We start from the raw sequence: 13,293 nt of genomic DNA, 5'->3' as shown, positions 1-13,293 counted from the left end.
AACACCCACCGCCGGGGCGCACCCCGCCCCGGATCCCACGTACTCGAACCTGTCGCCCACCACGCCCCCCTTCCGACGTGCCCCGTGACCGGACCCCCGTCCGATCAACTACCCCCAGAATAGTACACACAACCTACTCAAAGCAACCCCTTCATCGGACATGTGGACGAGCAGCGCCCATCCCGTCCCGTCCACAGCCGGCCAGCCGGGCCGGCCGCCGAACCCCACCCCCTCGCGCCCGCAGCCCCCGAGGTGGTCCACTGCCCCCCATGAACATCGCCAGCCTCCTGACCCAGACAGCCGCGCGGCACCCCGACGGCACCGCCCTCATCCAGGACGACACGCGTCTCACCTATGCGCAGCTCCACGGCGCCACCGCCGCCGTCGCCGGGTACCTCCGCGCCCAGGGCCTCGGCCCCGGCGACCGGCTGTGCCTCATGCTCCCCAACGTCGTGCCGTTCGTGCCCTTCTACTACGCCGCGCTCTCGCTGGGCGCCGTCGTGGTCCCCATGAATCCCCTGCTGCAGGACCGCGAGATCTCCCACTACCTGAAGGACTCCGGCGCCACGCACGTGGTGGCCCTCGGCGGTGATGCCGGGGCTGCCCTCGGCGGCGACGTCGCCGGCGTGGCCGCCCGCCACGGCGTGACCGCGCACCTCGTGGACCCCGCATCGGGCCTGGCGCCGTTCCTCGGCGACCCGGTCACCGAGGTCGTCGAGAAGGACCCGCAGGACCCGGCGGTGATCCTCTACACCTCCGGCACCACGGGCCGGCCGAAGGGCGCCGAGCTCACCCACGCCAACCTGCTCTCCAACGTGCGCACCACCCACGAGACCCTCATCCAGGTGGAGCCGGGCGAGGTGGTCATGGGCTGCCTGCCGCTCTTCCACGTGTTCGGCATGACCTGCGCGCTCAACCTGTCCGTGCTCGCCGGTGCCACGCTCACCCTCCTGCCACGCTTCGACGCCGCCACCGCCCTGGCGATGGTGGAGCGCGACCGGGTGGCCGTGTTCGAGGGCGTGCCCACCATGTACGGCGCGATGGTGGCCGCCGCCCGCGCCCGTCGTGAGGCCGGCGAGCCCCCGGTCGACCTGTCCACCCTGCGCACCTGCGTCTCGGGCGGCGCCTCCCTGCCGTTGGACACGATCCGCTCCTTCGAGGACGAGTTCGGCGCCGAGATCCTGGAGGGTTACGGGCTCTCGGAGACCTCCCCGGTGGCCAGCTTCAACCACCCGGGGCGCACCCGCCCGGGCACCATCGGCCACCCGGTGCGGGGTGTGGAGATGCAGGTGGTGGACCCGGTCACCGACCAGCCCGTGGCCACGGGGGAGGCCGGCGAGCTGTGCGTCCGCGGGGAGAACGTCATGGCCGGCTACTGGCGCAACCCCGAGGCCACCGAGCAGGCGGTGCGCGGCGGCTGGTTCCACACCGGGGACCTGGCGACGGTCGACGAGGACGGCTTCTTCCGCATCGTGGACCGGGTCAAGGACATGGTCATCCGCGGTGGCCTCAACGTGTACCCGCGGGAGGTGGAGGAGGTGCTGTACGAGCACCCGGACGTGCTGGAGGCCGCCGTGGTGGGCACCCCGCACCCGGAGCTGGGGGAGGAGGTGACGGCCTTCGTCGTGCCCCGCCCCGGCGTGCTCGGCGCGGGGGACCTCGCCGACGCGGAGTCGCCCGCCGCCCGCGCGCTGGCCGACGCGCTGCGCCAGCACACCCGGGCCCAGCTGGCGGCGTACAAGTACCCGCGCCACGTGCACTTCCTGCCCGAGCTGCCCAAGGGACCCACCGGCAAGATCCTCAAGCGCGAGCTCCACTGAGTGGGACCAGCCCGTCCACAGCCCGATGCGGGAGCCCGTCCCCGGGCGCCGCTCGTCCCCACCCCGCTCCGCCCCGGGCTGCCCGCGCCGTGGCGCCGTGCCTACGCTGGGGGCAGTCACCACCATCGGCGGCCTGCGCCGCCACGAGGAGGAACCATGACCCCCGAGCAGCACGCCCCGGGCACCTACGCCCCCCGCGAGGAGTTCACCGCGCGGGCCAACGTGTCGGCCCAGGACGCCGAGCGCGCCGCCGCCGACCGGGAGGCCTTCTGGGCCGAGCAGTCGCGCGCCCTGCTCCCGTGGCGCACGGACTTCACCCAGGTGCTCGACTGGTCCGAGGCCCCCTTCGCCCGCTGGTTCGCCGACGGCGAGCTGAACGCCGCGTATGCCTGCCTGGACCAGCACGTGGAGGCCGGCCGCGGCGACGAGGTGGCCATCCACTGGGTGGGTGAGCCGGAGGGCGACACCCGCGACATCACCTGGCGCGAGCTGCTGGAGAAGACCTCCCGCGCCGCCAACGTGCTCACCGACCTGGGCGTCAAGGCCGGCGACCGCGTGGCCATCTACCTGCCGATGATTCCCGAGGCCGTCGTCTCGATGCTGGCGTGCGCCCGCATCGGCGCCACCCACTCGGTGATCTTCGGCGGCTTCGCGCCCAACGCCATCCGGGCCCGTGTCCGTGACGCCGAGGCCACCGTGGTGATCACCGCCGACGGCGGCTACCGCAAGGGCAGGACCAGCGCGCTGAAGCCCAACGTGGACGAGGCGCTGGGCGAGGGCGAGACCACGGTCAAGAAGGTGCTGGTCGTGCGCCGCACCGGCGAGGACGTCGGCTGGCACGACGGCCGCGACCTGTGGTGGCACGAGGCCATGGAGTCGGCCTCCCCGCACCACGAGGCCCAGCCGATGCCGGCCGAGCACCCGCTGTTCATCCTGTACACCTCGGGCACCACGGGCACGCCCAAGGGCATCTTCCACACCACGGGCGGCTACCTCACGCAGGCCGCGTACACCGCCAAGGCTGTGCTGGACCTCAAGCCCGGCCAGGACGTGTACTGGTGCACCGCCGACGTGGGCTGGGTGACCGGCCACTCGTACATCGTCTACGGCCCGATGGCGCTGGGCGTCACCCAGGTGCTCTACGAGGGCACCCCCGACTCCCCGCACAAGGGGCGCTGGTGGGAGGTCGTGGAGAAGTACGGCGTCACCGTGCTCTACACCGCGCCCACCGCCATCCGCGCGTGCATGAAGTGGGGCGACGACATCCCCGCTCAGTACGACCTGTCCTCGCTGCGCCTGCTGGGCAGCGTGGGCGAGCCGATCAACCCCGAGGCGTGGACCTGGTACCGCGACCACATCGGCGGCGGCACGGCCCCCATCGTGGACACCTGGTGGCAGACCGAGACCGGCGCCATGATGATCGCCCCGCTGCCGGGCGTCACCGAGCTGGTGCCCGGGTCCGCGCAGACCCCGGTGCCCGGCATCTCTGTGGACGTCGTCGACGAGGAGGGCCGATCCGTGGGCAACGGCGAGGGCGGCTACCTCGTGGTCCGCGAGCCGTGGCCGGCCATGCTCCGCGGCGTGTGGGGCGACCCGCAGCGCTTCCGCGACACCTACTGGTCGCGCTTCGAGGGCATGTACTTCGCCGGTGACGGCGCCAAGCGCGACGAGGACGGCAACATCTGGGTGCTCGGCCGCGTGGACGACGTCATGAACGTCTCCGGCCACCGCCTGAGCACCTCGGAGATCGAGTCGGCCCTGGTGAGCCACGACGCCGTGGCCGAGGCCGCCGTGGTGGGTGCCACCGACCCCTCCACCGGCCAGGCCGTGGTGGCCTACGTCATCCTGCGAGGCGAGGCCGCCGAGTCCCGCGGCGAGGGCGGCGATGATGACGCGCTGGTGGCCGACCTGCGCGCCCACGTGAGCAAGGAGATCGGCCCGATCGCCCGTCCGCGGGACATCACGGTCGTGCCGGAGCTGCCCAAGACGCGATCTGGCAAGATCATGCGTCGCCTGCTGCGTGACCTGGCCGAGGGCAAGGAGATCGGTGACGTCACGACGCTGGCGGACCCGTCGGTGATGGATGCGCTCCGTCGCCGCTGACCCCTCGGAGGCCCCATGAACAGCACCCCACGCTGCCTCGGGCGACTCGCGGCAGGGGTGCTGTCCATGGTGCTGCTGGGGGGCTGCAGCGGGGGGCCGGGGACGACACCCCCGACCGTGGAGCCCGTCCCGGTGACCACACCGGGTGACGCGAGCACGCAGACGAGTGACGACGCGCCGGTGTCCATCCCGCCGCGCGCGTCCGAGACGAGGAAGCTGACGCCGCTGGAGTCGCACCAGCGCGTCGGCTTCCTCATGCCCTCGGAGAACGTCGCCTGCCTCATCGAGGAGCAGGGCGTCACCTGCGACATCCGCAACACCAGCTACCAGCACACGGTGGTCAACGCCGCGGACTGCGTGGAGCCGACGGTGGAGCTCTACCGTGACCGCCCGCAGTGGACCTGCTCGCGCAGCTCGCGCTTCGTGGACGCTCAGGTGCGCAACGACGGCGAGTGGGTGCGGCGGGTGCCCGGCGGCGAGGTGGTGCGCATCAACAGCATCCAGCACGCGGTGCTGCCCTACGGCCACCAGCTCGAGGCGTTCGACTTCCGCTGCGCGAGCAAGAAGTCCGGTGTGCAGTGCGTGCGGCTCTCGGACCACCGCGGGTTCCGGTTGGCCTCCCAGGACTACGAGCTGTTCTGAGCCCGGGTCGGTCCCGGCGTCAGTCCAGCCCCTCCCGGAGGTCCGGGATGCCCTCGATGTCCGTGACCTCCCCCTGCTCCCCGAAGGGACGGGACGCCGGCTCACCGGAGACCCCGAGCCACGCCTCGTGCTGCTCGGTGCGCTGCTCGGCACCCTTCCCCCACTGTGCGGTGCAGTCCTTCCGGTCCCGCCCCTCGGGGCAGAAGGCGTGGGCCACGGCGAGGCGCTCGGTGCCGCTGCGCCAGCCCTGGCGCCAGTCCACGTCCAGTCCGGTGAAGGAGGGCAGGCGGTCGGCGCCCGGGTCCTGTGCCTGCAGCACCAGGTGGATGCGGGTGGGCGGCGTCTCGGCCTGCTCGCCCTCGCCGCAGGCTGCGAGGCGGTCGCCGTAGGACACGACGTGGTCCCGTACCGGCCACCCGGAGCCGCGGCCGGCGCTGGGGTGGTCGCCCAGCTCGTCCGGGTTGAGCGAGGAGTCCACCACGACCCGCTCGAGGGTGAGCCCCTGGGCGCCGACCAGCCGGACGTCCTCCACCCGCACCTCGTCGCGGACCTCCCGCCCCGGACGGCCGATGGTGCACCCGGGCACCTCCACCCACACCAGGCCCGGCACGGTGACGGTCCCGTCCGCCACCCCGTCCACGGCGGTGCGGCTGCCGGCATCGCCCTCGAGCCACACCACGTCCCGCCCCGGGTCCACCTGCTGGAGCACCGTCAGGCCCAGTGCCAGGCCACCCACGACTCCGGCTGCCGTCGCGATCTCGCGTGCGCGTTCGTTCACGGGCTGATCGAACCACGCCCGATGCGCTGTGCGCGGGGAGTGTGGCCGAACCGTGACGCAGGGGCCCGCGGCGGGTCCGCGCGGTGCGGGGTCAGTCGCGGTCCTCGTCGCCCTGTCCGACGCCGCCGGGGCGGGCGGGCCACCAGACCCGGTCGCCCACGAGGTCGACCACGGCCGGCACCACCACGGTGCGCACCAGCAGGGTGTCCACGAGGATGCCCAGACCCACGATGATGCCCACCTGCGTCAGGGTGATGAGCGGCAGCACGCCGAGCACCACGAACACCGCGGCCAACACGATGCCGGCGCTGGTGATGACCCCGCCGGTGGCCGCGACGGCCCGCACCATCGCCGAGGGGGTGTCGGGGCGCCGGCCGGCCACGAGCTCCTCCCGGGCGCGCACCACGAGGAAGATCGTGTAGTCGATGCCCAGGGCCACCAGGAACAGGAAGGCGTACAGCGGCACGGAGATGTCCAGCGCCGGGAAGCCGAAGACGTGCTCGCTGAGCAGGGCGCCCGCCCCCATCGCCGCCAACGACCCGATGACGCTGATGAGCACCAGCAGCACCGGCGCCACCAGCGAGCGCAGCACCACCACGAGCACCACCAGCACCATCACCAACATGAGCGGCAGGATCACCGTCATGTCGCGGATCACGCCGGCGCGCTGGTCCACAGCCTGGGCCTCGCTGCCGCCCACCAGGGTGCCAGCGGCGGCACCGGAGGCGGCTTCGCGCACGGACTCCACCACCGATCGCGCCTCGGCGCTGGCGGGGGCGGTGTCCAAGGTCACCTGGACCCGCTGCCAGGTCCGGCCGTCTACGGTGGCGGCCTCACCCGGGCGGGCGCCGGTCACGCCCTCCACGCCGTCCACCGCGGTGAGCACCTCGGCGGTCTCGGGGGCCGGGGGAGTCCCCGGCTGGCCGCCCTCTTGGCCCGCGGGGGGACCCGCCTCGTCCGCACCCGGGGGCGGGCCGGCCTGGTCACCACCCGCCGGCGGGCCGTCTCCTGGCTCCCGGGGGGCGGGCGCCTCCTCCACCGGTACCAGCACGTCCAACGGGGTGGCGGCCCCGGCCGGGTAGTGCTCCTCCAGGGTCTCCAACCCGGCCACGGACTCGGCCGCCACCCGGAACTGGTCGGCCTGGGAGAGCCCGATGCGGGTGCCCACCAGGCCCAGCGCCATCGCGCCGAGGACGAGCAGCGAGGCCACGAGCACCGTCGCCGGGCGGCGAACCACGGCGGTGGCGATGCGGTGCCACGGGCCGGACTCGGTGCGGTCGGGCTGGCCGGGGCGGGGAACGAACGGCCAGAACAGGCCACGGCCGCACACCGCCAGCGCTGCCGGCAGCAGGGTGAGCGCAAAGAGCACCGCCACCAGCAGGCCCACGGTGGCGGCCACGCCCAATGAGCGGGTGGCCGGCTGCACCGCCATCACCAGCAGCGCCAACGTGAGCACCACGGTGAGGTTGCTGGCCCCGATGGCGGGCAGCGCCGCCCGCCACGCACGGGCCAGTGCCCATCGGTGCTCGGGGGTGTCGCGCAGCTCGTCGCGGTAGCGGCTCACCAGCAGGAGGGCGTAGTTGGTGCCGGCACCGAACACCAGCACGCTGGTGATGCCGGAGGTGGACCCGTCGAAGGCCAGGCCGGTGGCCTCGGTGAGGGTTCCGGCCACGAGTGCGGCCACCCGGTCGGCCAGGGCCACCACCACCAGCGGCACCAGCCACAGCACGGGGGAGCGGTAGGTCACCAGCAGCAGCACCGCCACCACGGCCGCAGTCACCAGCAGCAACCGCACGTCGGCCCCGGCGAAGGCGTTAGAGACGTCGGCGGCGAAACCGGCCGCACCGGTCACCTCGGCTGTGGTGTCGGGGGCCAGGCCGTCGGTGGCGTCGCGGAGCGCCTGCACGACTTCCGGGCCGTCGGCGTCCAGGGCGTCGGAGACCACCGGTACCACCAGCAGGGCCGCCTTCCCGTCCTCGCTGGGCAGCGGTCCGGTCACCCGGGCGTCGTCGGGGCGGGCGTCGGCCGGTAGGGCCTCCAGCAGGTCGGGCCCGGTCTTCCCGAGCGCGCCCAGGGTCGCCTCGTCCAGGCGGCCGCCGTCCTCGGTCGTCACGACCACCACGGCGGGGGCGGTGTCACCGCCGGGAAAGCCCTCCAGCACCCGGGAGACCTGGGCGGACTCGGCGTCCTCGGGCAGGGCCGCCGGGGCGTTGGCGCTGCCGGCACCGGGCAGCAGCACCAGCGCGGCCGCGGCCAGGGCCAGCATGAGCAGGGCCACCAGCGGGGCTGTCACGCGGCCGGTCAACCACGTGGCCGGGCCGGTCACCGCCTCGCTGGTGTGGCCCTCCGGCTCTGGCCAGTGGGCGCGGCCCGTGCCCGGTTGCGGACCCTCCTGGGTGGTGGAACCGGTGGGGCGGGGAGCGCGGGTGGCCGACATGACCGGATTCTCTCAGGGTGCCCGCCTCATCCGCGGTGCGAGTCGTGGCCGAATCGTGACCCACACTCCCCGTGCGCCACCCCCGCGGCAGGGGGCGGACAAGTACGCTGCCCCCCATGGCCACGTCGACGATGACCACCTGGTGGAAGGACACTCCGCCGCAGCACCTGCCCGGACTCCTCCACGGCACCGCGGCCGAGTTCCCCGACCGCGTGCTGGTGAACCGCCGCCAGGGCCAGACCTGGGTGGACCTCACCGCGCAGCAGTTCCTCGACCACGTCAACAGCGTGGCCCGCGGGCTGGTGGCTGCCGGCGTGGAGCCCGAGGACCGCGTGGTGCTCATGGGCAAGACGCGCTACGAGTGGGCGCTGCTCGACTTCGCCATCCTCTCCACCGGGGCCGTCACGGTGCCGGTGTACGAGACCAGCTCGACCGACCAGCTGGCCTGGATCATGGAGAACTCCCGCGTCACCTGGGCGCTCGTGGAGTCCGATGCGATGGCGGCCACCGCCCGCGCGGCGGCCGCAGCGGCCGGCACGGAGCTCCAGGGTGTCTGGGCCATGGACGGGAAGGTCACCGAGGACCTCGACCAGCTCATCGCCGGCGGCGCCGAGGTGGAGCAGGCCGAGATCGACCGCCGCTGCGAGGGCCTGCAGCCGGAGACGCTCGCCACCCTCATCTACACCTCGGGCACCACGGGCCGCCCGAAGGCGTGCATGCTGCCGCACCGCGCCTTCATCGACGAGGTGACCGCCGCCTACGAGGGCCTGCCGGAGCTCTTCGAGGACGAGGCCTCCACCCTGCTCTTCCTGCCGCTCGCGCACGTCTTCGGCCGCATGGTGCACTTCGCCGTCATCGGCGCCGGCGCCCGGACGGGCCACTCCGACATCGCCCGCGTCACCAAGGACCTGCCGGTCTTCAGGCCCACCTTCGTGCTCGCCGTGCCGCGTGTCTTCGAGAAGATCTACGAGTCGGCGCACCTCAAGGCCACCCGTGCGGGACGCGGCAAGGTGTTCGAGGCGGCCACGAAGGTGGCCATCGCCTACTCGCGTGCCCTGGACTCCGGCCGCGTGCCGGTGGTGCTGCGCGCCCGCCACGCCCTGTTCGACCGCCTCGTCTACCGCAAGGTGCAGGTGGCGTTCGGTGGGCAGCTGGTGTGGGCCATCTCCGGCGGGGCCGCGCTGGGGGAGCGCCTGGGCCACTACTTCCGCGGCATGGGCGTGAACGTCCTGGAGGGTTGGGGCCTCACGGAGACCTCCGCGGCGGCCGCGGTGAACCGCCCCTCGATGCAGAAGATCGGCACCGTGGGCGTGCCGCTGCCCGGGTTCGAGGCCCGCCTGGACGCCGAGGGCGTCATCGAGGTGCGGGGCGGCCACGTGTTCACCGGCTACGAGAACAACGCCGAGGCCACCGCCGAGGTGCTGGCCGACGACGGCTGGTTCTCCACCGGCGACCTGGGTCAGGTGGACGAGGACGGCTACCTGCGCATCATCGGCCGGGCCAAGGACATCCTCGTGACGGCGGCCGGCAAGAACGTGGCCCCCGGCCCGCTGGAGGACATCCTCCGCGGCGACCGGCTGGTGAGCCAGGCGATGGTGGTGGGCGACGGACGCCCCACGGTGATGGCCCTGGTGACCCTCGACGAGGAGCAGGTCCCCGAGTGGCTCAAGGAGCACCACCGCGAGGTCGTGCCGGTGTCCGAGCTGGTGGACGACCCGCAGGTGCGCGAGGTGGTGCAGCGTGCCGTGGACCGCGCCAACCGGTCGGTGAGCAAGGCCGAGGCCATCAAGAAGTTCACCATCCTGCCGCGGGACTTCTCGCTGGAGGAGGAGGAGATCACCAACTCCCTCAAGGTGCGCCGCCACGTGGTGATGGAGCACTTCGCGCAGGAGATCGAGGCGATGTACGGCAAGAACACCTCCCCGTTCCGTGACTGACCAGCAGCTGGCCACGGCCAAGCCGCACTACGCGGCGCGCTGGGAGAACCGCATACGCGGCCGGGTGGCTGACGTGCTGCGCTCCCGGGGCTGGCTGCCCCACCCGGCGGCGTTCACCGGGTACGGGACCACCGAGGCCGCCCGCGTCTACGCGCGGATCCAGCTGCGCCGCCCGGAGCGTCCGGGCGCCCTGCCGGCGACGGTGGCCGACGTGCAGCAGTTCCTCACCCGCCGCGGGTGGCGGGCCTTCGTCAGCGCCCCCGATGCGGGGGTGCCCGTCAAGGTCACGCTGGGTGCGGCCACGATCATGGCCCGCGCCGACCGGGGCGGCTACGTGGAGCAGGTCGTCGGTGGCCACGGCCTGCCGCCGGGCACGCACCGGGTGACCTTCGAGTGCCCGGGCGGGGCCACCGCGGAGGCGGACGTGCACATCGCCGACCCGGCTGCCCGCATCGGGTTGGTGAGCGACATCGACGACACGGTGATCAGCACGCACCTGCCGCGCCCCCTCATCGCGGCGTGGAACACCTTCGTGCTCACCGAGCAGGCGCGCACGGTGGTGCCGGGCATGGCCGACGCCTACCGGGCGGTGCTGTCCGCGCACCCGGGGGCGCCGGTCTTCTACCTCTCCACGGGCGCGTGGAACACCCAGCCGTTCCTGCACCGCTTCCTGCGCCGCCACGACTTCCCGGCCGGCGCCCTGCTGCTCACCGACTGGGGCCCCACCAACACGGGGTGGTTCCGCTCCGGGCGCGAGCACAAGACCCGCCACCTGCAGCGCCTGGCCCGCGAGTTCCCGGACGTGCGCTGGGTGCTCGTGGGCGACGACGGCCAGCACGACCCGGCCATCTACGACGAGTTCGCCGATGCCCACCCGGGGCACGTGGCGGCCATCGCCATCCGGCAGCTCACCGTCATCGAACAGACGCTGAGCCGGGGCCTGCCCATCGCCCTCGCCGAGCTGGTGCGCAAGCACCGTGGGCGGGTGCCGGTCCTCGCCGCGGGCGACGGGTTCGGGCTGCTGCCGCAGCTGCTGCGCGCTGTGGGTGGCCGCGCCGAGGGGGGCGCGCCGGCCCCCGGGGAGCCGCGCGCTGCGGTGGAGGGCCCGCGTGCCTGAGCTGCCCGAGGTGGAGGGCCTGGCCGTCTCGTTGGGCGAGCGGCTGGCCGACCGCGTGGTGGCCGACGTGGCGCTGGCCAGCTTCAGCGCGCTCAAGACGGTGGACGTGCTGCCGCAGTCGCTGCACGGGCGGCCGGTGGACGGGGTCCGCCGTTACGGCAAGCTGCTGGACGTGGTGGTGGACGGCACCCACGTGGTGGTGCACCTCATGCGTGCCGGGTGGGTGCAGTGGCACGAGCAGGTGCCGCGCACGCGCCTGCGGCCGGGCGGGAAGTCGCCGGTGGCGCTGCGGGTGACGCTCGACGACGGCTCGGGCTTCGACCTCACCGAGGCCGGCACCCGCAAGGGTCTGTCGGTGTGGATGACCGACGACCTCACCACCGTGGAGCAGCTCACCTCGCTCGGGCCCGATGCGGTGAGCCTGCGCCCGCCGCTGGAGTCGCCGCCGCTGGTGGCCGTGGACACCGCCACCGGGGAGGTGGGTGTCACCGCGTCGACCACGGCGGAGGAGCGGCACTTGTTCTGGGCCGGCGTGCTGGCCGACCGGCGCACGCAGGTGAAGCGGGTGCTGCGTGACCAGTCGGTGGTGAGCGGCATCGGTAACGGGTGGTCCGACGAGGTGCTGCACACGGCGCGGCTCAGCCCGTTCGCGCTGGGGGCGAGCCTGGGCGCCGACGAGGTGGGGCGGTTGGCCGAGGCGGTGCACGGGGTGCTGGTGGCGGCCACCGAGCGGGCCGTGGGGTCGGCGCCCGAGGAGCTCAAGGACGGCAAGCGTGGCGGCATGGCTGTGCACGGGCGCACCGGGGAGGCGTGCCCGGTGTGCGGCGACGTGGTGCGCGAGGTGACCTACGCCGACAGCTCGCTGCAGTACTGCGCCACCTGCCAGACCGGCGGGCAGGTGCTGGCCGACCGGAGCACGAGCAGGTTCGTCAAGTAGCCGGCCGGGCGCGGGTTGCCGGGCACAGACTGCCGGGAGCAGCCCGAGGGGCAACCGGTCGACCCCTGCGACGCACCGTGGGCAACCGGTTGACCCCTGCGGCGCACCGTGGGCAACCGGTTGACCCCGCGACAGTCACCAGGTCAACCGGTTGCCCACGGTGGGCGGGGCATGCGGCCGGCGCACCTGCGATGCTGAGGGCATGGAGAACATCACCCCGCAGGACCTGTCCGACGACGCCGTGGTGCTGGACGTGCGCGAGCCCGACGAGTGGGCGGCCGGCCACGCGCCGAACGCCGTGCACATCCCGCTGGGCGACGTGGCCGCCCGCATGGGCGAGCTGCCCGAGACCGACGGCCCGCTGCCGGTGATCTGCCGCTCCGGTGGCCGCTCCGCCCGGGCTGCCCAGTACCTGGAGGCCCAGGGCTACGACGTGGTGAACGTCGACGGCGGCATGCGCCTGTGGGGCGAGCAGGGCAAGGCGATGGTGGCCGACTCCGGGGAGCCGCAGGTCATCTGACGGGCCGCCGGGCCGCAGGACTCTCCGGGTTCCGCACAGTTCTCCGGAAACCTTCGCCGCACCTCCGGCCCACCCCTCGATGACGCCTCCGTACTGCGGAGAACCATCCCGGCTTCCGTGCAGAAGGTGAACAGTTGGCGCGATCTGGGAAGTTGACCACCCTCTGAAGAGAGGTCGTCGTGGTTGTTGAGATTTTTCTTGGGAAGGTGGCCAAGGGTGCTTAGGTCGATATCATGCATGGCTCTTGCCCTGGTGGTTGCCTCGGTTGCCACGGGGTGCTCCTCCTCGTTCGAGGACTCGCTGGTCGCCGAGGCCGAGGATGGCGAGTTCACCGTGGGGAGTTCCTTGGGTGAGGATGCCGGCGACGTCCACGTGGTGTGCCCCTACGACCGGGTGTCCGAATTGGGTCCCGAGGCGAAGGGTGCCTTGTCGGAGGCGGGTTGGTCAGAGACGGACGAGGGGCGTCAGTGGCTGGTGGTCGAGCGGGGGTCCACGGTGCAGGTCGAGGGTCTCTCGCGTGATCGTGTGGACTTCTGTGGGGGTACGGGGCTGGGGACCCTTCAGTCCGAGACCCGGCTCACGGCCTCGCAGGGTGACGGAGGCGTGCTGGTCGTGCGGCGCAAGGGGTGACCTACCACCCCTCGATGACGCGGCCTAGGTGTGATGTCCAGGGACGTTGTTGCGTGACTCGCTGACAGGTGAAGGCCTCCTGTTGCGAGAGTGGAGCTGTCTAAGAACCGCTGCACGCACCTAGGAGGCCTTCGTGTCCCACGCTAACGCTGCTCTGACTCCTCGCGCTCGTTTGCGCCTGGCCAAGCTCATCGTCCAGGAGGGTTGGCCAGTGGCCGTGGCAGCCAAGATGTTCTTGGTCTCACCGCCCACGGCCCGCAAGTGGGCTGCCCGGTACCGGGCCGAGGGAGCGGCCGGAATGACAGATCGCACCAGCCGGCCCCACGTGATGCCGACCAAGACCCCACCAGCGGTGGTGAAGAAGATCGTGAA

Annotated in this window: 11 protein-coding genes; 9 read left to right on the top strand and 2 right to left on the bottom strand. The window is 72.9% G+C overall.

The window, feature by feature from the left end:
• The first annotated feature begins 269 nt into the window (after positions 1-269).
• From ACFFHC_RS10160 to ACFFHC_RS10150, 3 genes are all read left to right on the top strand, one after another.
• Complete coding sequence (locus ACFFHC_RS10160; protein ID WP_070703205.1) at positions 270-1,820, top strand: long-chain-fatty-acid--CoA ligase; 1,551 nt, start codon at positions 270-272, stop codon at positions 1,818-1,820.
• Between the two features lie 156 nt (positions 1,821-1,976).
• Positions 1,977-3,923: an acetate--CoA ligase gene (acs, locus tag ACFFHC_RS10155; RefSeq protein ID WP_379805161.1), complete on the top strand. Its 1,947-nt coding sequence runs from the start codon at positions 1,977-1,979 to the stop codon at positions 3,921-3,923.
• A 15-nt stretch (positions 3,924-3,938) separates the two neighbouring features.
• On the top strand, positions 3,939-4,565 hold the full coding sequence (locus tag ACFFHC_RS10150) for a hypothetical protein (protein ID WP_141494243.1): 627 nt from the start codon (positions 3,939-3,941) through the stop codon (positions 4,563-4,565).
• Between the two features lie 19 nt (positions 4,566-4,584).
• Here the strand turns inward: ACFFHC_RS10150 and ACFFHC_RS10145 are convergent, their stop codons facing one another.
• Together ACFFHC_RS10145 and ACFFHC_RS10140 are read right to left on the bottom strand one after the other, a co-directional pair.
• Positions 4,585-5,343, bottom strand: a complete 759-nt coding sequence (locus ACFFHC_RS10145) for a hypothetical protein (RefSeq protein WP_379805157.1) — start codon at positions 5,341-5,343, stop codon at positions 4,585-4,587.
• Positions 5,344-5,434: 91 nt separating this feature from the next.
• A complete protein-coding gene (locus ACFFHC_RS10140) occupies positions 5,435-7,780 on the bottom strand; it encodes an MMPL family transporter (RefSeq protein WP_379805153.1) in 2,346 nt (781 codons plus the stop codon).
• Between the two features lie 116 nt (positions 7,781-7,896).
• On the opposite strand from ACFFHC_RS10140, the gene ACFFHC_RS10135 reads away from it, so the two are divergent.
• The 6 genes from ACFFHC_RS10135 to ACFFHC_RS10110 form a co-directional block, all read left to right on the top strand.
• Complete coding sequence (locus ACFFHC_RS10135) at positions 7,897-9,717, top strand: AMP-dependent synthetase/ligase (RefSeq protein WP_070703209.1); 1,821 nt, start codon at positions 7,897-7,899, stop codon at positions 9,715-9,717.
• Positions 9,710-10,834: an App1 family protein phosphatidate phosphatase gene (locus ACFFHC_RS10130; RefSeq protein ID WP_379805148.1), complete on the top strand. Its 1,125-nt coding sequence runs from the start codon at positions 9,710-9,712 to the stop codon at positions 10,832-10,834. Before ACFFHC_RS10135 ends, ACFFHC_RS10130 begins: the two co-directional genes overlap by 8 nt.
• Positions 10,827-11,771, top strand: a complete 945-nt coding sequence (locus ACFFHC_RS10125; RefSeq protein ID WP_101850121.1) for a DNA-formamidopyrimidine glycosylase family protein — start codon at positions 10,827-10,829, stop codon at positions 11,769-11,771. The genes ACFFHC_RS10130 and ACFFHC_RS10125 overlap by 8 nt, the downstream gene beginning before the upstream one ends.
• 202 nt (positions 11,772-11,973) lie before the next feature.
• Entirely contained in the window at positions 11,974-12,291 is a 318-nt protein-coding gene (locus tag ACFFHC_RS10120) for a rhodanese-like domain-containing protein (RefSeq protein WP_070705276.1), read from the top strand.
• Positions 12,292-12,528: 237 nt separating this feature from the next.
• The gene (locus tag ACFFHC_RS10115; RefSeq protein ID WP_070705277.1) at positions 12,529-12,921 is read left to right on the top strand and encodes a hypothetical protein; all 393 of its coding nucleotides are present in this window, start codon (positions 12,529-12,531) and stop codon (positions 12,919-12,921) included.
• A 133-nt stretch (positions 12,922-13,054) separates the two neighbouring features.
• The coding region (locus ACFFHC_RS10110) for a leucine zipper domain-containing protein (protein ID WP_379805141.1) at positions 13,055-13,293 on the top strand (239 nt) is incomplete at its 3' end.

This window comes from Kytococcus schroeteri, from assembly GCF_042433515.1.
Lineage (GTDB): Bacteria > Actinomycetota > Actinomycetes > Actinomycetales > Dermatophilaceae > Kytococcus > Kytococcus schroeteri.
The sequence above is the reverse complement of the archived record's forward strand: the minus strand, read 5'-3'. Positions and strand labels throughout refer to the sequence as shown.

What these genes read in the sequence shown, in the direction of transcription:
- ACFFHC_RS10160 (WP_070703205.1), top strand. Translation starts at nt 270, where the DNA reads ATGAACATCGCCAGCCTCCTGACCCAGACAGCCGCGCGGCACCCCGAC.
- acs (WP_379805161.1), top strand. Translation starts at nt 1,977, where the DNA reads ATGACCCCCGAGCAGCACGCCCCGGGCACCTACGCCCCCCGCGAGGAG.
- ACFFHC_RS10150 (WP_141494243.1), top strand. Translation starts at nt 3,939, where the DNA reads ATGAACAGCACCCCACGCTGCCTCGGGCGACTCGCGGCAGGGGTGCTG.
- ACFFHC_RS10140 (WP_379805153.1), bottom strand. Translation starts at nt 7,780, where the DNA reads ATGTCGGCCACCCGCGCTCCCCGCCCCACCGGTTCCACCACCCAGGAG.
- ACFFHC_RS10135 (WP_070703209.1), top strand. Translation starts at nt 7,897, where the DNA reads ATGGCCACGTCGACGATGACCACCTGGTGGAAGGACACTCCGCCGCAG.
- ACFFHC_RS10120 (WP_070705276.1), top strand. Translation starts at nt 11,974, where the DNA reads ATGGAGAACATCACCCCGCAGGACCTGTCCGACGACGCCGTGGTGCTG.
- ACFFHC_RS10115 (WP_070705277.1), top strand. Translation starts at nt 12,529, where the DNA reads ATGGCTCTTGCCCTGGTGGTTGCCTCGGTTGCCACGGGGTGCTCCTCC.